General features: G+C 45.6%; 20 protein-coding genes. 6 read left to right on the top strand and 14 right to left on the bottom strand.

What is annotated here, in order from left to right; genetic code table 11:
* Positions 1-66 precede the first annotated feature (66 nt).
* Positions 67-1,863, bottom strand: a complete 1,797-nt coding sequence (gene pnpS, locus AC58VC_RS13910; protein WP_497369350.1) for a two-component system histidine kinase PnpS — start codon at positions 1,861-1,863, stop codon at positions 67-69.
* A gap of 139 nt (positions 1,864-2,002) precedes the next feature.
* Positions 2,003-3,553, bottom strand: a complete 1,551-nt coding sequence (locus tag AC58VC_RS13905) for a fumarate hydratase (protein ID WP_497369349.1) — start codon at positions 3,551-3,553, stop codon at positions 2,003-2,005.
* Between the two features lie 77 nt (positions 3,554-3,630).
* On the opposite strand from AC58VC_RS13905, the gene AC58VC_RS13900 reads away from it, so the two are divergent.
* Both AC58VC_RS13900 and yfbR read left to right on the top strand, forming a co-directional pair.
* Complete coding sequence (locus AC58VC_RS13900; protein WP_497369348.1) at positions 3,631-4,773, top strand: polysaccharide deacetylase family protein; 1,143 nt, start codon at positions 3,631-3,633, stop codon at positions 4,771-4,773.
* 18 nt (positions 4,774-4,791) lie between these two features.
* Complete coding sequence (gene yfbR / locus AC58VC_RS13895) at positions 4,792-5,397, top strand: 5'-deoxynucleotidase (protein WP_497369347.1); 606 nt, start codon at positions 4,792-4,794, stop codon at positions 5,395-5,397.
* 113 nt (positions 5,398-5,510) lie between these two features.
* Here the strand turns inward: yfbR and AC58VC_RS13890 are convergent, their stop codons facing one another.
* The gene (locus AC58VC_RS13890; RefSeq protein WP_497369346.1) at positions 5,511-5,939 is read right to left on the bottom strand and encodes a hypothetical protein; all 429 of its coding nucleotides are present in this window, start codon (positions 5,937-5,939) and stop codon (positions 5,511-5,513) included.
* 224 nt (positions 5,940-6,163) lie between these two features.
* Between AC58VC_RS13890 and AC58VC_RS13885 the strand changes: the two genes are divergently transcribed.
* The gene (locus AC58VC_RS13885; RefSeq protein WP_497369345.1) at positions 6,164-6,739 is read left to right on the top strand and encodes a TetR/AcrR family transcriptional regulator; all 576 of its coding nucleotides are present in this window, start codon (positions 6,164-6,166) and stop codon (positions 6,737-6,739) included.
* Between the two features lie 141 nt (positions 6,740-6,880).
* Positions 6,881-7,642 (top strand): SDR family oxidoreductase, encoded by a 762-nt coding sequence (locus tag AC58VC_RS13880; protein ID WP_497369344.1) that lies wholly within the window; start codon positions 6,881-6,883, stop codon positions 7,640-7,642.
* A 66-nt stretch (positions 7,643-7,708) separates the two neighbouring features.
* Here AC58VC_RS13880 and mdh read toward each other — a convergent pair whose 3' ends face one another.
* From mdh to citZ, 3 genes are all read right to left on the bottom strand, one after another.
* Complete coding sequence (mdh, locus tag AC58VC_RS13875; protein WP_497369343.1) at positions 7,709-8,650, bottom strand: malate dehydrogenase; 942 nt, start codon at positions 8,648-8,650, stop codon at positions 7,709-7,711.
* Between the two features lie 57 nt (positions 8,651-8,707).
* The gene (icd, locus tag AC58VC_RS13870) at positions 8,708-10,006 is read right to left on the bottom strand and encodes an NADP-dependent isocitrate dehydrogenase (protein WP_477499822.1); all 1,299 of its coding nucleotides are present in this window, start codon (positions 10,004-10,006) and stop codon (positions 8,708-8,710) included.
* Between the two features lie 358 nt (positions 10,007-10,364).
* The gene (gene citZ / locus AC58VC_RS13865; protein ID WP_497369342.1) at positions 10,365-11,477 is read right to left on the bottom strand and encodes a citrate synthase; all 1,113 of its coding nucleotides are present in this window, start codon (positions 11,475-11,477) and stop codon (positions 10,365-10,367) included.
* A gap of 300 nt (positions 11,478-11,777) precedes the next feature.
* Here citZ and AC58VC_RS13860 point away from each other — a divergent pair, with 300 nt between their 5' ends.
* Positions 11,778-13,313, top strand: a complete 1,536-nt coding sequence (locus AC58VC_RS13860; RefSeq protein ID WP_497369341.1) for a Ppx/GppA phosphatase family protein — start codon at positions 11,778-11,780, stop codon at positions 13,311-13,313.
* Here AC58VC_RS13860 and ppk1 read toward each other — a convergent pair.
* Entirely contained in the window at positions 13,279-15,411 is a 2,133-nt protein-coding gene (ppk1, locus tag AC58VC_RS13855; RefSeq protein WP_497369340.1) for a polyphosphate kinase 1, read from the bottom strand. The genes AC58VC_RS13860 and ppk1 overlap by 35 nt on opposite strands.
* Positions 15,412-15,585: 174 nt before the next feature.
* Between ppk1 and ytvI the strand changes: the two genes are divergently transcribed.
* A complete protein-coding gene (gene ytvI, locus AC58VC_RS13850) occupies positions 15,586-16,722 on the top strand; it encodes a sporulation integral membrane protein YtvI (RefSeq protein WP_497369339.1) in 1,137 nt (378 codons plus the stop codon).
* 34 nt (positions 16,723-16,756) lie between these two features.
* Here ytvI and AC58VC_RS13845 read toward each other — a convergent pair whose 3' ends face one another.
* From AC58VC_RS13845 to AC58VC_RS13815, 7 genes are all read right to left on the bottom strand, one after another.
* On the bottom strand, positions 16,757-17,152 hold the full coding sequence (locus AC58VC_RS13845) for an FxsA family protein (protein ID WP_145659570.1): 396 nt from the start codon (positions 17,150-17,152) through the stop codon (positions 16,757-16,759).
* Positions 17,153-17,165: 13 nt separating this feature from the next.
* The gene (locus AC58VC_RS13840) at positions 17,166-17,618 is read right to left on the bottom strand and encodes an acyl-CoA thioesterase (RefSeq protein WP_497369338.1); all 453 of its coding nucleotides are present in this window, start codon (positions 17,616-17,618) and stop codon (positions 17,166-17,168) included.
* 151 nt (positions 17,619-17,769) lie between these two features.
* Positions 17,770-19,524 (bottom strand): pyruvate kinase, encoded by a 1,755-nt coding sequence (gene pyk, locus AC58VC_RS13835; protein WP_497369337.1) that lies wholly within the window; start codon positions 19,522-19,524, stop codon positions 17,770-17,772.
* Positions 19,517-20,491, bottom strand: a complete 975-nt coding sequence (gene accA, locus AC58VC_RS13830; RefSeq protein WP_497369336.1) for an acetyl-CoA carboxylase carboxyl transferase subunit alpha — start codon at positions 20,489-20,491, stop codon at positions 19,517-19,519. Before accA ends, pyk begins: the two co-directional genes overlap by 8 nt.
* On the bottom strand, positions 20,481-21,347 hold the full coding sequence (gene accD / locus AC58VC_RS13825) for an acetyl-CoA carboxylase, carboxyltransferase subunit beta (RefSeq protein WP_497369335.1): 867 nt from the start codon (positions 21,345-21,347) through the stop codon (positions 20,481-20,483). The genes accA and accD overlap by 11 nt, the downstream gene beginning before the upstream one ends.
* Before the next feature lie 67 nt (positions 21,348-21,414).
* A complete protein-coding gene (locus tag AC58VC_RS13820) occupies positions 21,415-21,603 on the bottom strand; it encodes a hypothetical protein (protein WP_057307280.1) in 189 nt (62 codons plus the stop codon).
* Between the two features lie 174 nt (positions 21,604-21,777).
* On the bottom strand, positions 21,778-22,278 hold the full coding sequence (locus tag AC58VC_RS13815) for a phosphatidylglycerophosphatase A family protein (protein WP_497369334.1): 501 nt from the start codon (positions 22,276-22,278) through the stop codon (positions 21,778-21,780).
* Positions 22,279-22,343 lie beyond the last annotated feature (65 nt).

Below are 22,343 nucleotides of genomic sequence, written 5' to 3'. Positions count from 1 at the left end.
TTGCACATCCATATAATAACACATTTTTGCATAGTGAATGTAAATGTCGCATTTTATCCATATAATTTAGTGGATGACTGGCAATTCAATGGTGAATCTCGTCCCAATTCCGACTTCGCTATCCACGCGAATCGTCCCTTTATGCAGCTCAACCAAATGTTTCACAATGGATAAGCCCAATCCAGTTCCACCTGAACTTCGCGAACGGGCTTTGTCAACCCGATAAAAACGTTCGAAAATACGCGGTAAATCCTTCTTCGGAATCCCCATACCCGTATCAGAGACAATTAAACGCAGACGCTCGTAATCACCCTCGCTATTGGGATCAAGCGGCTCTATCCGAAGCTTAACCTTGCCGCCTTCCTGCGTATACGCAATGCCATTGGAGAGAAGATTGATAATAATTTGGCGCAGGCGATCTTCATCAGCTTCAATATACATATCTTCATCGACCTGCAAACCCAGCTCGATATGCTTTTTCTCGGCTTCTTTTCTCAGAACGTTAAGTGATCTCTCTAGAAACTCTGGTAAATAGATAGGCGAAAAATTCATTGGAATCCGCTTGGATTCAATTTTCGAAAGTTCGAGAATATCCCCAATCAGCCGGTTCAACCGTTCGCTTTCATCAAAAATAATCTGTAGGAACGATACCGCCGTTTCCTTATCGTTCAGCGCGCCTGCCAGCAACGTCTCAGCGAAACCCTTGACAGCAGCAATCGGCGTCTTAAGCTCATGGGATACATTCGCTACAAATTCGCTTCTCATCCGTTCAAGCCTGCGAACAGCCGTGATATCATGAATTACGATCAGCACGCCAGACCACTCTTCGTCTTCATGCGCAATTGGACTTAAATGAATGTCCAGAATGCGTTCAGCCGGATAATAGAAGATCATTTCGTCACGAATCGATTCGCGCGTCTCAATACATTCCTGAATCAGCTTCGTAAACTCAAACTGCTGCTTTGCTTCGTTATATCTTTTCCCCAAAAGCTCCTGTGAAGAAAAGCCCAAAATGTACTCAGCTGAAGGATTTAACAACATGATCCGCTCTTCGCGGTCAATCATCATAATGCCGCTCAGCATATTTTCCATAACGCCTTGAAGTCTGCGCTCATTCTCCTGAATCCGCGCCATCTGCTGCTGCAGGCTTTCGGACATACGATTGATCGCCTGCCCTAGCTGCCCAACTTCATCATTACTATAGGCGGGAACACGGGATTCATAATTCATATTCGTAATTTGCTGGGCGACCTTCGTCATTTTCTCAATCGGATGAGTAATCCCCTTAGCAATTCGATAGCTAACCAGACCGGCAATCAAGAATAGGATCATCAACCCTACAATGAGAAAATACCACAAACTGCGGATCGAATTATCTATTTGTTCCAGACTCAGCGAGATACGCAAATAACCAGTTGTTACCTGTGCCTCATTCTTCACTGGAATGGCGGCGTACAACATTTTCTCTTTCAGGGTATCACTGTATCGCGTAACGTAGCCTACGCCATTTGCTGCAGCTGCGGCAATCTCCGGACGACTTAAGTGGTTGTCCATCTGCGCTGGATTTTGATCGGAATCACCGATCACTTTGCCGTCTGCACGAACAAAGGTCAAACGTTCATTCGTTGCTGTTTTAATCCGTTTGGCTTGTTCGGAGAAATAGGATACCATTTCAGTTTCTGATCCCATCCTGCCCCAATCCCCCGTCGCTACAAGGACATGCAGCTCGCGCTCCATATTCTCCTCCAAGGACTTCACATGAGAATCCTCAAGCACTTTTGCCATAAAAATACCAGCAAGCAGCATGGATGAACCAATCATTACAATCAAAATAAATGTCAGTTTGGCACGGAATTTAGTCATCAGTTTCTCTGGCCTCCGATAAATCAAGTCTGAATTCAAAGATAAAAGGGCTACTCTACATAGTAACCCTTTCTCCCGTACCAAATCCAGTTATTTAATTGTAAAGATGAATAAGAGCAAAATCAATTAACGCTTAAGCTTATTTAAAAACAGGTTCTTTCAACGCTGACAGCTTCTCGAATGCGTTTTTCTCAACATCAGCATGCAAGCTATTGCCATGTGAATCCATTGTAACGATAGCAGCAAAGCCCTCTGTCTCCAAGTGCCACATAGCTTCAGGAATACCGAATTCCATGAAATCAACGCCTTCTACTTTCTTAAAGCATTGTGCGTAGTACTGCGCAGCACCGCCAATTGCATTTAGATAAACGCCGCCGTGATCCTTAAGCGCTGCTAATGTTTTCGGACCCATTCCGCCTTTTCCGATGACCGCGCGAATACCGAATTTCTTGATAATGTCGCCTTGATACGGCTCCTCGCGAATACTTGTCGTCGGGCCAGCCGCTTTCACATGCCACTCGCCATCTTCGTCTTTGCTCATAACCGGTCCACAGTGGTAAATAGCTGCACCGTTCAAATCAAGCGGAGCATCATGATCCATCAAATATTTGTGCAGCGCGTCGCGTCCCGTGTGCATAGTCCCGTTAATAACGACCACATCGCCGACTTTCAAACTGCGAATTTGCTCTTCCGAAATCGGAGTAGTCAAAACGATCTCGCGACGTTCATCTTCCTTCACATTTTTAGCCGCTTCGGCACTCGCTTCAAAAGCTTCTTGGAAGGAAACTTCGCTTCCTCTCGGATACGACCAGCCGTTGATTTCGCCAGTTTCAGGATTAAGCAGTACGCCTTGACGGCGGAACGCCCAACAGTTGTAGGCAACGGAAACGAAGAAACTAGCAGGCAAACGGTTTGCCACACCAACTTTACAGCCTAATAGTGTGACCTGCCCACCGAAACCCATAGTACCGATTCCGAGTGTATTCGCATGCTCTAACACATACTCTTCAACTTTACGAAGCTCTGGATGCGGGTTCACATCATCAACATGGCGGAACAATTGGTGTTTCGCCAGCTCATAACCGCTTGTCCGGTCGCCGCCGATGCCAACGCCAATAAAGCCTGCACTGCACCCTTGCCCTTGTGCTTGGTACACGGCATGCATGATACATTTGCGGATACCATCAAGATCGCGTCCAGCTTTGCCTACACCCTCGAGATCAGCAGGTAAGCTGTATTGAATGTTTTTATTCTCACAGCCGCCGCCCTTCAGGATCAGCTTCACTTCCACTTCATCGCGTTCCCATTGTTCGAAATGAATAACCGGGGTTCCAGGTCCCAAATTGTCGCCAGTATTGGCGCCTGTTAAGGAATCTACGGAATTCGTGCGAAGCTTGCTGGCTTTGGTCGCATTGGCGACTGCTTCAAGAATGTGCTTCTTCATAATAATTTGGTTTGCCCCAACCGGACAGTGTATAATAAACGTTGGCATGCCTGTATCCTGGCAAATCGGAGAGACATTGCATTCCGCCATATGAATGTTATCGGCAATACGGGATAGGGAGAGCGCTGAGCGAGTTCCTTTGTCTTCTTTTTCACTTGCGGCTTGCACCGCACGACGTACATCACCCGGAAGGTTTGTGGACGTTTCGACAATTAGATCGTAGACGCTTTGATAAAAATGCTGCATGACTAAAAATGGCTCCTCTCGACTTAACAAATAATAATCATTACAAACTATTATATCATATAAGGAGTTACGCTGACATGTCCAAAAGAATCGGGATCACGATTCTGCTGAGTCTGATAGGGCTCACGCTTCTGCTTACGCCGCTCTCCGCTAAGCGATCTCAAGATATTTACTATCAGGATCAAGTTGCTGTCCTCATGTATCATCATATCCATGACACCGATACAAGCTCCAGCACCATTACATCCTCACTGTTTCAGAATCAGCTGCAATTTTTACTAAGCAAGGGCTATCATTTTATTTCCCTGAATGAATTTAAGCAATATTTGGCTGGCGCCACGGTTCCTTCCAATGCGGTCCTAGTGACCTTTGATGATGGGTATCAGAGCTTTTATACAGGGGCTTATCCAATTCTGAAAAGCTTGCGTGTTCCCGCTGTCAATTTTGTCATCACGCATGATTTGGCTGATCCGATGGCATCCTATATTCCTTCGATGTCCAAGGAACAAATCAGCGAAATGACCCATGCGACGAATTTCATCGATATCGGCTGCCACACCGATAGCTTGCATAACAAGCTGCCGAGCGGCGATGCTGCACTTGTCGGCCGCTTGGATGCAGAAAGCGACGACGCCTACAAGCAGCGCGTGTTGCAAGATACACAAGCTTGCGTCGGCAAGCTTGCAGGGCTGACGGACGCGCCGCTCGACACAATGGCGTATCCATACGGCATCACGTCGCCTGCGGCGACGGAACAAATCCAGAAGGCGGGCATCCGCTACGCCTTCACGATCTCCCCCGAGATGGCCACGCGCAGCGCCGACCATCTGCTCATCCCGCGGATCAATGCGGGAAGCCCCGGCATCACGCCGGAGCTGCTGGACCGCTCGATCCAGCGCCGCATTCAGGCGCACCCGGGCAGCGCCCCGCTGCGCGTGGACGCGGCCGCTGCCATAGCGCAGCTCGGCGGCAGCGCAAGTGCAGAAGGCGGAGCGCTTCGCCTCCGCCTCGGGCAAGAGGCATTCACCTTGCAGGTGAATGCGACTGAGGCTACGCGCGGCTCGGCGCGCGTGAAGCTGAAAGAGCCCGTGCTGCGCGAGCACGGGCAGGTCACGATCGCGCTCGATGATTTGAGCGCGGTGGTCGGGCTGCCGCTCGTCTACACCCCGGCCACCGGAACGGTGGCTGCGCGGGTGGCGCCGAGCGTGAAATCAAACTGAAGGAGTACATGAGACCTCATGAATCATCACTTTTTTGCTTATTTATACCGCCTCAAATACATCGATCGTTGGAGTCTCATGTGGAACATGCGCAGGGATACTGTAGCTGAGCATTCTTTCTACGTCTCCACGATCGCGCATATGCTTTGTACGATTGCCAATGAAGTCTATGGCCGCAATGTCCCTACGGATCGTGTTGTCTCTATCGCCTTGTTCCACGATGCTTCTGAGGTATTAACGGGTGATATCCCTCAGCCCGTCAAACATAACAATGAGCAGATTCTGCGCAATTTCCGCGAAATCGAAGATGTCGCGGTAGAGCGGCTCATTCAGACGATTCCGCCGGAAATTAGCGACATCTACCGTAAGCTGATTCAGGAACCAGATCCCGAGCTTTACCGCTGGGTGAAGGCTGCAGACTTGCTTGAGGCTTACATCAAGTGCTTAACAGAACTTTCAACCGGCAACCGCGAATTCGTTGTTGCGAAGCAGCAAATTCTAGAAAGCTTAAAGAAAATGAATATGCCGGAAGTTGATTATTTCCTTGAACATATGAGCGCTTCGTTTGAGAAAACACTGGATGAGATTACGCTAAATCCAAACCAAGGCGATTCCACGATTTGAAAAGGTTTTAATTCACCTGACTCCTCCCCATTCCTGAGGACCCAATAATACGAAGAGGCTGTATCAAAAGTAGAATATTCTACTCTTGATACAGCCTCTCTTTTACTTCAACCTTAACCCAATATTTGAGGATTCGTCATAAACAAGATAGCAACCACTACCGCTACCGCGGCAATCCAGCTGAATGTTTTAATTTTCGCAGCATCTGTTGCCGTGCTGTTTCCAGCCTTAGCGTTAGCAACCAACTTCTTCATTCTTCCGCCGATCATGCCAGTCACCGCTCCCACGATAACCAGTAAAACAACAGCCAGTACCATCCACAACACGGATGCGTCAACTTTGGAAACCATAGCTCCGCCTGTGATGAAGGTCACAATCAATGAAAATTGCCCAACCCGATTTAACGTAGACAGCAGCCCCATAAACCCCTCGAGTGCAGCGCCAGTTAACGATGCGGCACGTCCCACAATGAACGGGAACACGACGTATACGCCAAGCAATAAGGCACTAAGCACATGTAAAAAAATCATGACTTGATACATTCTAATAACCTCCGCAATTTTGAATTAGAATCGTTCTTATGTAAGTATACCGAATACCTATCTTTGGGACAAGAAAGCGATGTCAACAATTCTCCTTTTTCACCATATCTCCATATAAATGTGACCAAATATGTCAAAACCTTTTCTTTACTGATCGTTCTCAATATGTTAACATAGGTTTTGTAGACAACGACTAGTTCATAAATAAGGACGTGAGAATGCTCATGGCTAGAAATAAAGAATTTGAAATCAATGCTGTGCTAGACATAGCAATGGATTTATTTTGGAGACAAGGCTATGAGAAAACCTCCATACAAGAGCTTGTCACCCATATGGGTATCCATAGAAGAAGCATGTACGATACTTTCGGAGACAAACATGATTTATTCATGCAAGTAATGAATCGATACAAAACAATGATTGAAACAAATATAAATAACAGAGTTCATCAAACTAATTCTATAAAACAGGCCATACGTCTATTGTTTGACATGACAATTAGCAGAGAAGACGATCAGCCCAAAGGCTGTCTATTGGTTAATTCCGCGGTAGAATTAGCTTTGCTCGATTCGGAAGTGGCTGCTAAAGTTCAGGAGGAGTTTTTAGTTACAGAGAAATTATTTTATAACCTGTTAGTGAATGGACAGCAAACAGGAGAAATTTCTAAACAGCACAGTCCTGAGCATCTTTCGGTTTATCTGAATAACGCTTGGGTGGGGTTACGTGTTCTGGTTAAGACAACAAATGACAAAGAAAAACTAAGAAGCCTTACCGACACAACCTTATCAATCCTTCAATAATTTTTTTTGCCAAATATAGAATGATCGTTCTCATTAATCCTGAAAATGATCCTCTCTAGATGAAAGGCGGTGATGCCAACCATTTCGTAATGGTCGGCCAACAGTTCTTCTATCAAATTAAAATCAAAGGAGAAATAGAAAATGACAACAAACTCATCTAATCTTGAAGGTAAAGTTGCTTTTATTACAGGAGCAAATCGAGGAATTGGATTGGAAACTGCACGTGAACTAGCTAAGCTTGGTGCTAAGGTCGTTATTGGAGCACGTGATTTAGAGAAAGGGGAAGGTGCCGCGGAAACACTTCGTTCCGAAGGACTCCAAGCGGAGAGCCTTGTCTTTGATGTCACTCGTGTTGAAGATCATCAAGCTTCCTATGATTTTTTTGAACAACGTTACGGAAAGCTGGATATTTTAATTAATAATGCTGGTGTACAGAAAGAAGTCGAGCATCTTGCACCTATGAATGAAACAAGCACCGTTTCGCCGGAAGTTCTTCGTGAAACATTCGATGCCAATTTCTTCAGACTGATTGAATTAACCCAAAAATTGCTTCCGTTAATTCGTAAATCACCAGCAGGTAGAATCGTCAATCTGTCCAGTGTTCTAGGATCCCTTACCCTGCACGCTAATCCTGAAGCTCCGATTTATGGCATGAAGCTGCTTGCTTATAACTCTTCAAAGGCAGCAGTGAATTTATTTACTAATCATCTTGCACATGAACTTAGAGATACTTCAATTAAAGTAAATTCGGCACATCCGGGTTGGGTGAAGACAGAAATTGGCGGAAAACACGCCCAATTGGATGCTAGAGAAGGCAGCATGACCAGCGTGAAACTAGCTACTTTACCTGCTGATGGTCCAACTGGTAAATTCTATTATTTAGACGAAGAGCTGCCTTGGTAACATAAATAACAAGTTAAAAAAAGAGCCGACCCCCTATTTCAATAGGTGATCGGCTCTTTGGTTTGATTAACCTGTTACAACTTTGATAACGCTGCGAACTGAGTTAGCCGTTTTGTCCAAAGCCGCTTTTTCTGCTTCCGTAAGTTCGATATCCATAATTTTCTCGATACCGTTCGCACCAAGGACAGTCAAAACGCCCATGAACAGCTTATCATAGCCATACTCGCCTTCGAGAAGAGCGATCGTAGGTATGATACGCTTTTTATCTTTCAGAATAGCTTCAGTCATTTGCACAAGGGACGCTGCTGGCGCGTAGTATGCACTACCGTTACCAAGCAGGTTAACGATCTCCCCGCCGCCCGTACGTGTGCGTTGCACGATTGCTTCAATACGGTCAGCTGGGATCAGCTTCTCAATTGGCACTCCGCCTGCGTATGTGTAACGAACAAGTGGAACCATGTCATCGCCGTGACCGCCGATTACAACTCCCTTAACATCTTCAACTGAAACATTCAGCTCTTGAGAGATGAACGTCAAGTAACGAGCTGTATCCAGTACACCCGATTGACCGATTACACGGTTTTTCGGGAAGCCCAGAGCTTGATAAGCAACATAAGTCATTGCATCAACTGGATTACTCAAGATGATCACGATAGAGTTTGGAGCAACTTCTCTTACATTTTCACAAACGGATTTCACGATACCCGCATTCGTGTTCACCAGATCATCGCGGCTCATTCCCGGTTTACGGGCGATACCTGCGGTGATGATGACGATGTCGGAATCAGCAGCATCTGCATAACTAGATGTACCGGTGATTTGAGCGTCGTAACCTTGAACCGGGCCAGCTTCGAGCATGTCGAGCGCTTTTCCTTTTGTAGGGTTTTCCAATTGCGGGATATCTAGAAGAACAACGTTACCAAGTTCTTTTTGAGCTAGCATAAGAGCAGTTGTTGCTCCTGTGAAGCCTGCACCGACAACAGTAATTTTATTACGACGGATTGCCATTTGAGATGTGCCTCCTAATAATGATTAGTTATCGTACCCTTGGAGCGTTAACAATGATTAAGCCATGTTTTTGATGATTTCGTTCGCGAATTCGGAGCATTTAATTTCAGTTGCGCCTTCCATCAAACGAGCAAAGTCATAAGTAACTGTTTTGTTGTTGATCGAAGTTTCCAAGCCTTTGTAGATCAGCTCAGCTGCTTCCAACCAGCCAAGGTGCTCAAGAAGCATTACGCCGGAAAGGATAACAGAACCTGGGTTAACAACGTCAAGACCTGCATATTTAGGAGCTGTACCATGCGTAGCTTCGAAGATCGCGTGACCAGTCAGGTAGTTGATGTTTGCTCCTGGAGCAATACCAATTCCGCCTACTTGTGCAGCAAGTGCATCAGACAGGTAGTCACCGTTCAAGTTCAATGTTGCGATAACATCAAAATCAGTTGGACGTGTCAATACTTGTTGCAACGCGATGTCAGCAATCGCATCTTTTACGATGATTTTGCCAGCAGCTTCTGCGTCTTTTTGAGCTTTGTTAGCTGCTTCAGCGCCTTCTGCTTCTTTGATACGGTCATATTGTGCCCATGTGAATGTTTTATCACCAAATTCACGCTCAGCTAGCTCGTAACCCCAGTTTTTGAACGCGCCTTCTGTGAACTTCATGATGTTACCTTTGTGAACCAAAGTTAACGTTTTACGGCCATGTTTGATTGCATACTCGATTGCAGCGCGAACCAAACGCTCTGTACCTTCAGAGGATACTGGTTTTACACCGATACCTGAAGTTTCTGGGAAACGGATTTTGTTAACGCCCATTTCGTTTTGCAAGAAAGAAATTACTTTCTTAACCGCATCGGAACCAGCTTCCCACTCGATACCTGCATAGATATCTTCTGTGTTTTCACGGAAAATAACCATGTCAACTAGCTCAGGACGTTTAACCGGTGATGGAACGCCGTTGAAGTAACGAACTGGACGGGAACATACGTATAGATCTAGCTCTTGACGAAGCGCAACGTTCAGGGAACGGATACCGCCACCGATTGGTGTAGTCAATGGTCCTTTGATGGACACGATGTATTCGCGCATAGCTGTTAATGTATCGTTAGGCAACCAGTTGTTGAATTTGTTGAAAGCTTTTTCTCCTGCGAAAACTTCGTACCAAGCGATTTTTTTCTCGCCTTTGTAAGCTTTCTCTACAGCAGCGTCAAGAACGCGTACGGAAGCCGCCCAGATATCAGGACCTGTACCGTCACCTTCGATGTAAGGAATGATTGGGTTGTTAGGTACTTGCAGAACACCATTTTCGATGGTGATTTTTTGACCTTCTGTTGGTAGTTCGTAGTTTTCGAATTGTGGCATGATAGTTCCTCCTAAGATTTGTTTAAAATGGCATTAATGAGTTAACTATGGTGCAATATGCTGCATGCTTTTTGACAGTTCATTCCGACCACTTGTTATAATCCATTATTTGCGAACAACTTTCCTATGTAAATAACTCGATTATAAAGGCGGGCACAAAGTTTCTACAGGCACTGCCAAGCACTCCACTAGTTACGTTACTACAACGAGTACCCTTTACACAAATATAACTCGTCGGGAGAAGAGTGGTAGACACACAAAAAGCGACGGGAGTTGCGGTACGCCCCCAAGGAACTTGAGTCCCTGAAGCCGGTACCGAACTGCCCGCACCTTGAGCGTTACATCTAATCTAGGCCAATTAGCGAGCGCTAATCGGAATGTATTTTTGGTTAACTGGACCTGTGTACTCAGCGCGAGGACGGATCAAGCGGTTGTTTTCGTACTGCTCTAGAATGTGTGCAGTCCAACCGGATGTACGGCTGATCGCGAAGATCGGTGTGAACAGATCACGCGGGATTTCAAGTGTTGTATAAACGGAAGCTGAGTAAAAATCTACATTCGGCTTCAAGCCTTTAAGGCCTGTCACCAGCTCATCCGCTTTAATGGACATTTCGTACCATTTCAGGTTGCCAGTCATTTTACCAAGCTCGTAAGACATTTTTTGCAAGTGCTTCGCGCGCGGATCTCCGTTTTTGTAAACACGGTGTCCAAAGCCCATGATTTTGTCTTTACGCTCTAATTTGCCGTTAATGTAAGGAACTACATTCTCTACAGTACCGATTTCTTCAAGCATAGCCATAACAGCTTCATTTGCACCACCGTGAAGAGGTCCTTTGAGCGTGCCGATAGCCGATGTGATACCGGAGTATATATCAGTAAGTGTAGCAACTGTTACACGCGCCGCGAATGTGGAAGCATTCAACTCGTGGTCAGCATGAAGCACTAACGCTTTGTCCAAAGCTTCAATGGCCACTTTGTCTGGCTCTTTTCCAGTCAATTGGTACAAGAAGTTAGCCGCAACGGAAGAATATCCAGGCGAAGCCAGCGGTTCTTTACCTTGACGGATACGAGCGAAAGCAGCAATGATACCCGGAATTTGCGCTTGCAGCTTGATCGCTTTGCGCACATTGGATTCTTGGCTCAAGTCGTTCGCTTCCTCATCATACAATGCAAGAGCGGACACAGCTGTGCGAAGCGCAGCCATGGAATTAACATCTTTCGGGAATGCTTTCAACTGGTCGATTACCGCATCAGGCACCTTGCTATAAGCGTTCAGGTCGCTTTGCAGTTTCTCAAGCTCAGCTTGGTTAGGGAGTTTGCCGAACCAAAGCAAATAAATTACTTCTTCAAATGTCGCATTTTCTGCGAGGTCATCAATATCAATCCCGCGATATGTTAGCACTCCATCTACAATGGAGCTAATCGACGAGGTCGTGGCTACAATTCCTTCTAAACCTTTGGTTGCAGTCATTGGAATCTCTCCTTAGCTACTCTATTAGCAAAAAATTGCTTTTTTCCTAACTTTAATAATAAAGTATTTTACTCGGTAAGTGAACAAAATAGGGCATAAAACTTCATTATCACTACCATAAAGAATCTTTTTGACACAAAAAAGCCACTTTATTTTACTCCACAACTTAAAACACACGCTACAAGTTTTTGTTTATTTCCCCGAATTATACAACAATTTTGCAAAAGTTTGTCGAGTTGGCCTTCCCTTGATACAATGTAGGCAAAGCATCAGTGATTTCTCGGATAAAGGAGCAAATACATGAGCAGCGGCACAAAAATCGGCATCATCGATATCGGGTCCAACTCGATACGACTCGTGATCTATGAAATCAACGAGTTGGGAGCCTACCGTGTAGTAAGCGAGCATAAGGATTCCGCAAGACTCAGTGAACGCATCGGATATGATGGCATTTTACATAGCAAAGATATTATTTCTATTGTCCCCATTCTTTCGCATTATGCGCTGCTATGCCGAGTACACGAAGTTCAAACGGTAAGAGCAGTTGCAACAGCAGCCATTCGTAACGCGGCCAACTCTAATGAGATCGTCCGTGTCCTTGAGGAGCAGACCGGTCTGAAGATAGAGGTACTCAGCGGTTCGGAGGAAGCGCGATACGGCTATTTGGGGGTTATCAATACCATTGATATTCGGGACGCTCTCATCATTGATATTGGCGGCGGTAGTACGGAGGTTACTTTACTGCGAGATCGGAAGCTGATGAAAAGTGTTTCCTTTCCGTTCGGTGCCGTGAACACGACCCATCAATTCATGAAAAATGCGAATCTCACTGAACAGGCGTCAGCAGATATTCGCCGCATGGTTGAAGATGCGATAGCCAGTCAACCCTGGATCACCCAGTCACCGAATCTGCCGATGATCGGATTAGGCGGCACGATTCGAACGCTCGGCAAAATGAGCCAGAAACGCTCGAAGTACTCTTTACAACTGGCACATAACTACGAACTGAAGCCCGGAGAGCTTCGATCTTTCGTCACGTTACTGTCTTCTCTGCCCATCGAAAAGAGAAAGAAAGTCGACGGCCTTTCTAAAGAACGCTCCGATATTATCGTTCCGGGACTCCTGATTTTAGATACCTTGTTCCAAGCTGCTAATGCCTCCCAGTGCATCATCAGCGGTTCGGGACTTCGCGACGGGATCTTCTTCGAAATGTTCGATCCCCAGCAGCCAATTAAACAGGATGTCTTAGAAGCAAGCATCCAAAACTTACTTTGCCTTCATCCCAATGGGGCAGAGAAGCATGTCCGACGTGTCGATCAGCTTGCCTTGCTGCTCTATGACAAGCTTGAGGTTCACGCTAACCTTGAAGAAGGCAGCTGGCGCTATTTGCATACAACCGCGCTCCTGCACCGAATCGGTGTCAGCGTTCACTATTATCAATACCTGAAGCATACTCAGTACATGTTAGCAAATGCTCGCATCGATGGACTCACGCATCGAGAGATTGTGATCTGCTCCCTCATTGCGACGTACAAAACAAAAAGCCGGACCCATCAGCAAACCCTTGCTTACAAGGATTTGTTGAAAGAATCCGACGAGGTGTTAATTGTCAAGCTAGGCACACTCTTAAAGCTTGCCACTGCCCTAGATCACAGTGAAACTCAGCCTGTTCATAAGCTGGTCGTCACACGATCTGATACGTCCTTAACGCTCAAACTACTCTGTGTACACAACCCAATCTTAGAGCTGAAAGAGCTCGCAGCCATTACCAAAGATTTCGAAAAAGCTTGGGGCCTCAAACTTAAGATTCAAGCTGGAGTTTTTTCCAAGACGTAATTTTCATGGCCTCGAACTGGCTCCGATATGGGGTCAGTTCATTTTTTATGCTGCTGTACATACCATTTGACATAAGCTCTCTGGCTTTCACGTTGTCATTCAGACTGACATTCAGAATCGAAATCATCATTTTCTTCATCTGCGGATCAAGGACTGGGCACATCAATTCAATTCGACGCGTCAAATTCCGTGTCATCCAATCAGCGGAAGATAAATAAACGTCAATCAGACCGCCATTTTGGAAATAGTAAATGCGTGAATGCTCAAGGAACCTATCTACGATACTTCGCACCGTAATATTCTCACTAAGTCCCGGAACTCCTGGACGCAAGCAGCATACGCCGCGAATAATTAATTCAATCTTCACGCCAGCCTGCGACGCCGCGTACAGCGCATCCACCATTTCTTGATTCGATAATGAATTCATTTTGGCTATGATTTTCGCTGGTCTGCCTTCTCTCGCATGAGCCGTTTCCCTTTCAATCAGCTCGAACAGTTTATCCTTAAGATCCGTAGGAGCTACAGCGAAAGACTGCCAATCATGCGGAGCGGAGTAGCCGGTAATTTCATTGAATAACGCCGAAGCATCCTCGCCAATGACACTGTTTGAGGTGAAAAGCCCCACATCCGTATAGAGACGGGCTGTATTATCATTATAGTTCCCTGTCCCCACATGCACATATCGGCGGAGAGTATTCTCTTCTTGGCGCACAACCAAGGTAATTTTCGCGTGTGTTTTAAGGCCAACAAGGCCATAAACGACATGGCAGCCTGACTTCTCCAGCATTCTCGCCCAAGCGATATTCCGTTCTTCATCAAAACGCGCTTTCAACTCCACGACCACCGTAACCTGCTTGCCGGATTCCGCGGCTCGCGCCAAGGACTGAATAATCAGCGAGTTCCCGCTTGCCCTGTACAGTGTCATTTTAATCGCAAGCACTTTAGGGTCATAAGCGGCATGGACAATGAAATCCGTCACAGCATCGAAGGTTTCATACGGGTGATGAACGAGAACATCCTTTTGCTTCAGCACATCGAAGAAATCGACCTCATCCTCAAATTCCACTGGATATTTAGGGTTGATTCGCGGATATCGAAGATTTTCAAAACCATTGAGCGTATTGGCCAGTTTCATAAAATAAGTGATATCGAGCGGTCCGTCAATTTCAAAGGTTTGCTCTTCAATCTCGAACTCTTCTTGTAATTGGGCAAGCGCGTAAGGGTGAATCCCCTCTTGAACCTCAAGCCGCACAGGAGAGCCCCAGCGCCTGCGTCTTAGCTCTTTCTCAATCTCCTCAAGCAGATCTTCGGCCCCTTCTTCATTGAGCGTTAGATCAGCATTACGAGTCACTCTGAAACCATGAACGGATATGGGGATGTAACCACTGAACAACGACTGTATATGATGCTCCATTAATTCTTCAAGTAGAATAAATTCCTGTTTCTTGCTATTAGGCCGTGTAGGTACTGAGATATAGCGGGATAAATTGCTTGGAACTTGAACAATGGCAAAATAAGGCTCATCATCCGGGTCATCGCCTTCTCTGATGAGTAGGACAGCCAAGTAAACAGAATGATTATGTACGAGTGGAAATGGTCGGCTCTGGTCCACAGCCATCGGTGTTAATACCGGAAAAATAATATCATGGTAGTAAGCATCCATGGCTTTCTTCTGGGTCGTATTTAAATCCTCGTATTCGGTGAACACGATGCCTTCTCTCGTCAATAATCTCGTGACTTCGCGATACGTTTTGTACTGTTCACTCACCATTTTGTTCGTGCGCTTCATAATCCGTTTAATTAGCCCCGCAGGTGTGTAGCCGGTAAAATCTTTTTTGGTATACCCCGCTTTAATCTGGTCCTTAAGACCTGCGACACGAACACTCATGAACTCGTCGAGATTGCTAGATACGATAGCCAGAAATTTCACACGCTCAAGCAGTGGAGTGCTTGGATCTTGAGCTTCCTCCAAAACTCGCCAGTTGAATTCGATCCAGCTTAAATCACGATTTAAGTATTTGGTCGAAATCTCTTTGAGTTCTTTATGTTCCTTGAGCTCTTTAACTTCTTTCAGATCGGGTTCTCGCGCAATACTCATAAAGCCTCCAATTAATTGATCTAGTTTATTACCTCATTGTACTATGTGACTGGAATGCCGACAATGCAGTCCCCCCTTCACAATTATATTAAGATTTTGTAAAGAGATGTTCGTTTCCGTATTTATCCATGTTCATGTTACAATACAAACAACTGAATCAAGGAGAGAAGAACGATGAGAATCCTGAACCCGCGCCTAGTTCACCAGATTTTCAGGGGTATTTGGGTGGCTTTAATCATAGCTGGAATCGCCTACGCTTTCTACTACGTTATTCCACTCATTTACCCTTTTATTTTTGGCTGGATTCTGGCGCTTATGCTCAATCCAATTGTGAATTTTTTTCAATTCAAGCTCAAATTTCCGCGATGGCTTGCCGTCAGTTTCTCTATGCTCATCTTTTTAGCGGCCATGGTTACTGCCATCACCCTGCTAGTTGCCAATATCATTGTTGAATTAGGATCACTTGCGGATACCCTGCAGCTTCAGATTAACCGCTGGGTGGAGCAATTCAATGTGTTCATCAATTCAACGGCTTTCCAAGATTGGATTGAGAAAATTAATGAGTTTTTCGAAAATAATCCCAAATATCAGGAAACCGTTAATAACAACCTCTCGTCCACAGCAGGATCTATTGCTGATGTGAGTAAATTAATTATTAATTATGTCTTTAACACGCTCAAAAGTTTACTCACTTCGCTGCCGAACATTGCAACGATTACAATTATCATCATGTTGGCTACCTTCTTTATAAGTAAAGACTGGTATCAGCTCATCAAAAGATACAAAGGCATTTTCTCAGATCTCATCGTGAAAACCACGCAATTGATTCGCAACGATTTACAAAAAGCATTGTTCGGGTATATGCGCGCACAGCTTATCCTGGTATCGCTGACAGCATTGGTTGTCATCATCGGTTTGCTAGTCCTGCGTGTAGACTATGCGATCACCATCGGCTTATTGACAGGTCTGGCGGACCTAATGCCTTATTTGGGAACAGGCGCGGTCATGGTGCCGTGGATTCTGTACGTGTTTTTTGCACAAGGAAATCTGTTTCTGGGAATCGGCCTTAGTGTGTTGTACGGTGTTATCGTCATTGCCAGACAAATTATGGAGCCTAAAGTACTAGCCTCCTCCGTCGGACTTGATCCTTTGGCTACGTTAATCGCGATGTTCGTAGGGCTCAAGCTGTTCGGGCTCCTGGGGCTTATTATTGGCCCTGTTTCCTTGATTCTCATCTCAGCTTTCTATCGAGCAAGAATCTTTCATGATATCGCTGCTTACATAAAAAAAGGCTCGGCTCCTCCTGACTAAGAGGGGACCGAGCTTTTGTTTGCTTAAGAATGGCTTATCTTCGATTAATCCAATGAATATTGCCTTTGCTGATTTGCCTTTGGATCAACGCTAGCAGCATGACCTTGAATATCGGTCTCGTGTATGGAAAAACAAGCAGGAACCCGAAGATATCCGTAATAAAGCCTGGTGTAATCAATAAAATACCGCCGAGGAAAATACAAATCCCATCCAGCAATTGCTGTGCCGGCAGTTGTCCTTGCGACCACTCAAATCGAGCGTACTCCAGCACTTTACGCCCCTCTCGCTTAGCGAAATATGCGCCAAGGAAACCACTTAACAATATAAGCCCAAAGGTCGTCCAGCCGCCTACAAAATGACCCAATGCGATAAGCACAGAAATTTCAATGGCAGGCACTATGATGAAAATAGCAAGAATGATACGAAACATAAGCCCATCCCCTTTAAGAGTACTTAGATAATAGCTGCCACAATTCCGGCGCTTCCTTCTCTATACGTACTGGCCTCCAAGAAGGATTCACCCAAACATGCCGCGTTGTTCCTGTTACAAGCAATTCCCCTGAATTCCCCTCTGAATCCGCCGCTTTATCCTCGTTCAGCTTACGAATCTCATAGGCAAAATGGAGCCGCACCGAGGTCATCTCAAGCACTCGCGTGTTAATAGTTACCAAATCATCATAACGAGCTGGTTTCTTAAACTTAAGATCCGCCTCAACGACGGGAAGCAGCAAGCCTTTATCCTCGATCTTGCGGTAGGGGTAGCCGAGCTCTCTGATCAGCTCTGTTCGTCCGATTTCGAACCAGTTCAAATAATTGGCATGGTACACAACGCCCATCTGATCTGTTTCGGCATATCGTACGCGCAGCTGGTGCTGATACCAGTGGTCCTCGTTCATGATTATGCATTCCTCCTGAAATATTAATATGTGTTTAGTATAACACAGGGGTTGCAGGAACTCTCTTTTGGCGAGGGAAGCAACACAACAAAAAAGAGGCCATCCAGATCGGTCTTTTCAGACCCCACTAGATAGCCTCTTCGTTTATACCCTACAGTACGCTCGCTTGACCCGAGTAGATGATACCTACTTCTGGATAGATCGACACTTCTGTACCGTCTTTAATTAGCTCAACCGCGTTCTCAACGCCTACGATAACCGGGATACCCAGGCTAAGCGCAACAACAGCTGCATGAGATGTGATACCGCCAACTTCCGTAATCAACGCGGAAGCTCTTTGTACAGCCGGCATGTACTCTTTGTCTGTAGTTACCGTAACTAGCACGGCTCCGTCAACCATTTTGGAATTTGCTTCTTCAGGTGTGCGAGCTGTGACAACGATACCCGTAGCTGTTTGCATACCGATACCTGTACCTTTGGCAAGCATCTCGCCAACATGGTGAACTTTGATCAAGTTCGTGGTTCCAGAGCGTCCAACAGGGACACCTGCCGTGATAACAACGATATCACCTAAGGATACTAGTCCTGTTTTGATGCTGCTATCAACAGCAAGGTTGAACAGCTCGTCTGTCGTTTTGGCTTGTTCGCTCATCACAGGGATAACGCCCCAAACTAAAGATAAACGACGGATAACTTGCTCGCTTGGAGTGATCGCGATGATCGGTGATTTTGGGCGGTATTTGGATACCATTCTTGCTGTATATCCACTTTCTGTAGCTGTCAAAATCGCTTTTGCTCCAAGCTCCAACGCCGAGTTAGCCACCGCTTGAGAGATAGCTTCCGTAACTGTTACTTGCTGTGCTTGTGCTTGACGAAGGAAGATTTCTTTGTATTCCAAAGCTTCTTCCGCACGCTCAGCAATACGAGCCATCGTTTGCACGGACTCAACTGGGTATTTCCCTGCAGCCGTCTCACCAGACAACATAACTGCGTCTGTTCCGTCGAACACTGCGTTAGCCACGTCACTTGCTTCTGCGCGAGTTGGGCGCGGGTTACGCTGCATGGAATCAAGCATCATCGTTGCCGTGATAACCGGTTTACCCACGATGTTACATTTTTTGATCATTTGCTTTTGAACAACGGGTACATCTTCAGCCGGAATCTCAACACCAAGATCTCCACGAGCAACCATCAAACCGTCGGAAACTTCGAGGATTTCATCTAGATTGTCTACGCCTTCTTGGTTCTCGATTTTACTGATGATTTGGATGTGCGATGCGTTATGTCTTTCGAGCAATTCACGAATTTCCATGACGTCGCTAGCTTTACGTACGAATGATGCTGCGATGAAATCCACACCTTGCTCGATACCGAAAACAATATCGTTGGCATCTTTTTCCGTGATACCCGGAAGAGAGATTTTCACGCCTGGCACGTTAACGCCTTTTTTACTCTTGATTGTTCCACCGTTAACGATACGACACTCGATTTCAGTTCCACGAATGTCAACGACAGTAAGACCGATCAAACCATCATCGATCAGAATCGTGGATCCTACTGCAACGTCACGCGGCAGATCCGAGTAAGTAACAGAGATACGGTCTGCATCTCCCAGAATTTCTTCTGTAGTCAAAATGATGTGCTTGTCCTGTACAAGCTCAATCGGCTCTTCTTTCAATTTACCGGTACGAATTTCCGGTCCTTTGGTATCAAGCAAGATAGCTGCTACTTTGCCAGTCTCAGCGGATGCAGCGCGAAGGTTGCGGATACGTGCGCCATGCTCTTCAAAATCTCCGTGGGAGAAGTTAAGACGGGCAACATTCATTCCCGCTAACAAGAGTTTTTTCAAATTTTCTTGTGATTCGCTTGCTGGTCCAATGGTACAGACAATTTTCGTTTTACGCATGGTTTCCCTCCTGAGTGAATGTGAACCGACCAATGTCTCTAAATTTACGGTAACGGTCCTCTAACAGCTGCTGTTCGGTCAAGCTTAGCAAAGGCTGAAGCTGTTCCCAGATCGCTGTTTTAATGAATTCTGCTTGTGCAGCCAGATCACGGTGTGCGCCGCCTTTTGGCTCTGGAATGATGCCGTCAATGACGTTCAGATCCTTAATATGATCTGCCGTAATCTTCATTGCTTCTGCGGCATGTAAAGCTTTGGAAGCATCTTTATATAAGATGGAAGCCGCGCCTTCCGGACTAATAACCGAATAGATCGCATTTTCCAACATCAACACCTTATTGCCAACTCCTAATGCCAACGCGCCGCCGCTGCCGCCTTCACCGATAACAATACAGATGATTGGCACGCGAAAAGAGGCCATTTCCAGCAAATTTCTGGCAATCGCTTCTCCTTGACCACGCTCTTCAGCAGCATTCCCGGGGAATGCGCCCTTCGTATCAATAAACGTAATGATTGGACGATTAAACTTGTTCGCTTGACGCATCATACGCAGCGCTTTACGGAAGCCTTCCGGGTGCGGACAACCGAAGTTACGAGCAATGTTATCCTTCGTATCTTTCCCTTTTTGGTGCCCAACAACGGTAACTGGAATGCCGTTAAATTTGGCTAGTCCACCTACAATCGCTAGGTCATCTCCATATAAGCGATCTCCATGAAACTCTATGAAATCAGTAAAAATAGATAAAATATAATCAATCGTCGTCGGTCTTTGCGGATGACGAGCCAATTGCATTTTTTCCGCTGAAGACATACTTGCATAAAGTTCATCCTCAAGCTCTACGTATCTTTCTTCCAAACGGCGAATTTCTTCTGAAAAGTCAATTTGCTTTTCTGCTCCAAATTTGCGCAGCTCCGCAATCTTGCTCTTTAGTTCCGCCAGCGGCTGTTCAAACGGCATTTCACCCGCCATAAGTCGCCTCCCCCTTCACTCCGTGCATGTCCAACAGCTTGATTAACGTAGGTCGCAGATCCTTGCGGGGCACGACCTTGTCGAGCTGACCATGCTCGAGATTGAATTCTGATGTTTGGAAATTGTCCGGCAGCTTCTGTTTAATGGTTTGTTCAATAACACGGCGGCCTGTGAATCCAAACGGTGCAGCTGGTTCAGCGATAATAATATCACCCAGCATCGCAAAACTTGCGGAAACACCGCCAAATGTCGGATCTGTGATGACGGAAATAAAGAGCCCGCCTGCGTTGTTAAGCTTGGATATGGCTGCGCTTGTTTTGGCCATTTGCATCAAACTAAGAATACTTTCTTGCATACGAGCGCCACCTGAAGTGGAATAAATAATAATAGGAATTTGCTTCTCAGTAGCAGCTTCAACTGCTCTCGTAATTCGCTCTCCTACAACGGACCCAAGTGATCCGCCCATGAAATCAAAGCTCATTGCCGCAATCACGACCGGGAAGCCGCCAATGGTGCCTTCACCCGTAATAATCGCATCTTGTAATTTCGTCGTGCTCTTCGCTTTATCTAATTTCTCAACATAATCAGGAAACTGCAAAGGGTCCTCAGAAATCATGTCCGCATCGTATTCCAGAATCTGGCCTTCATCGAGCGTTAATTGAATACGTTCCAATGCGCTTAAACGATAATGGTAGCCGCATGCTGTACAGACTTTTAAGTTTTTCTCTAGCTCTTTGCTCGTTTGAATGGTACCGCATTTCGGGCATTTATTCATTAACCCTTCGGGAATTTCCCTTTTTGTTTTCTCGGAAGGAATCGTTGCGTATTTACGCTTTTGAAATAAATCCTTTAGCACATTTCCACCTCTAATTGGCTGTTATCGTCAATCTCTGACAAGCCATGTTACTTGCTTCTACTTTGCACTATCTATGTAAAATAGAATTGAGTACTTCCTGCACTTCTTCAACTTCCCCTGCGGGAACGACAATTTCAAACTGATTTTTGGATAAGGAGATACCCCTTACTTGTACGAGAAACCCTTCTTCCGTTAGCCTCTGTTTAATCCGCTCTGCAATTTTCGCGGTAGGAGCTATGTATATCACCGTCCACATGAAAAAAAAACCTCCTATGAAGTATTGCTACATGGATTAGGGCATTTAGTACGATGATAATAAACATCCTGTAATAAGCATAGGCACACACAATGGAATAATGATATCATAATTTCTCTTTTCCCCGCAACAGAGCACGTTCTTGAAAAAAAAGTGAAGTCTGAACTAAACGAGTTAGTCCAGACGTAATTTACTGCTATAATCAGGCGCATGCTCATTCTGATGGGCGATTCTGGCAGACGCGGCAGCCGCTAATCCGCAAATTAAATCATCCAGAAAAACATGCACAGAAGTTTTATCATCATTGAGAGTCCTAATAATTCCCATTTTTTCTTTGTCTAGGTAGCCAAAGCTGGTTAATCCGATCATCCCGTATACATGAACAATACCTAGGGCCAGTGTTTCATCGACACCGAACAAGGGTTCATCTGCCTCAAGAATGGATTGCAACGGTTCGGGCAGCAGCTTTTTCTCTGCCAGCTCATCCAGCGCGATGCCCGTGTACAGCGTGTATTGTACTTCCCGCTTGGCAAGTACAGCCATTACACTGTCGGTACATTCTTGCTCCGTTAGATGATCATTATAGGGCTTCTGCAGCTTGAACACAATTTCGGAAATTTGTTCAACCGTCACACCGCGTTTTTGCAGCAATTGGATCATATGTTGTTCGGTCATAAGTCCCCCTCCTACGCATGGAATGCCCCTGAAATGCCGGGTTCCTATTCATATGCGGAGGAAGC

The sequence above is a fragment of the Paenibacillus sp. J22R67 genome (assembly GCF_059692175.1).
This window is presented reverse-complemented; position numbering and strand designations above follow the sequence as displayed.

Bases quoted from the DNA above. Each gene is read 5' to 3' on its own strand.
- AC58VC_RS13900 (WP_497369348.1), top strand. From the start codon at position 3,631: ATGTCCAAAAGAATCGGGATCACGATTCTGCTGAGTCTGATAGGGCTC.
- AC58VC_RS13845 (WP_145659570.1), bottom strand. From the start codon at position 17,152: ATGTTTCGTATCATTCTTGCTATTTTCATCATAGTGCCTGCCATTGAA.
- ppk1 (WP_497369340.1), bottom strand. From the start codon at position 15,411: ATGAGTATTGCGCGAGAACCCGATCTGAAAGAAGTTAAAGAGCTCAAG.
- AC58VC_RS13840 (WP_497369338.1), bottom strand. From the start codon at position 17,618: ATGAACGAGGACCACTGGTATCAGCACCAGCTGCGCGTACGATATGCC.
- AC58VC_RS13905 (WP_497369349.1), bottom strand. From the start codon at position 3,553: ATGCAGCATTTTTATCAAAGCGTCTACGATCTAATTGTCGAAACGTCC.
- ytvI (WP_497369339.1), top strand. From the start codon at position 15,586: ATGAGAATCCTGAACCCGCGCCTAGTTCACCAGATTTTCAGGGGTATT.
- AC58VC_RS13890 (WP_497369346.1), bottom strand. From the start codon at position 5,939: ATGTATCAAGTCATGATTTTTTTACATGTGCTTAGTGCCTTATTGCTT.
- icd (WP_477499822.1), bottom strand. From the start codon at position 10,006: ATGCCACAATTCGAAAACTACGAACTACCAACAGAAGGTCAAAAAATC.
- accA (WP_497369336.1), bottom strand. From the start codon at position 20,491: ATGGCGGGTGAAATGCCGTTTGAACAGCCGCTGGCGGAACTAAAGAGC.
- AC58VC_RS13860 (WP_497369341.1), top strand. From the start codon at position 11,778: ATGAGCAGCGGCACAAAAATCGGCATCATCGATATCGGGTCCAACTCG.
- yfbR (WP_497369347.1), top strand. From the start codon at position 4,792: ATGAATCATCACTTTTTTGCTTATTTATACCGCCTCAAATACATCGAT.
- AC58VC_RS13815 (WP_497369334.1), bottom strand. From the start codon at position 22,278: ATGACCGAACAACATATGATCCAATTGCTGCAAAAACGCGGTGTGACG.
- AC58VC_RS13885 (WP_497369345.1), top strand. From the start codon at position 6,164: ATGGCTAGAAATAAAGAATTTGAAATCAATGCTGTGCTAGACATAGCA.
- AC58VC_RS13880 (WP_497369344.1), top strand. From the start codon at position 6,881: ATGACAACAAACTCATCTAATCTTGAAGGTAAAGTTGCTTTTATTACA.
- citZ (WP_497369342.1), bottom strand. From the start codon at position 11,477: ATGACTGCAACCAAAGGTTTAGAAGGAATTGTAGCCACGACCTCGTCG.
- pnpS (WP_497369350.1), bottom strand. From the start codon at position 1,863: ATGACTAAATTCCGTGCCAAACTGACATTTATTTTGATTGTAATGATT.
- AC58VC_RS13820 (WP_057307280.1), bottom strand. From the start codon at position 21,603: ATGTGGACGGTGATATACATAGCTCCTACCGCGAAAATTGCAGAGCGG.
- mdh (WP_497369343.1), bottom strand. From the start codon at position 8,650: ATGGCAATCCGTCGTAATAAAATTACTGTTGTCGGTGCAGGCTTCACA.
- pyk (WP_497369337.1), bottom strand. From the start codon at position 19,524: ATGCGTAAAACGAAAATTGTCTGTACCATTGGACCAGCAAGCGAATCA.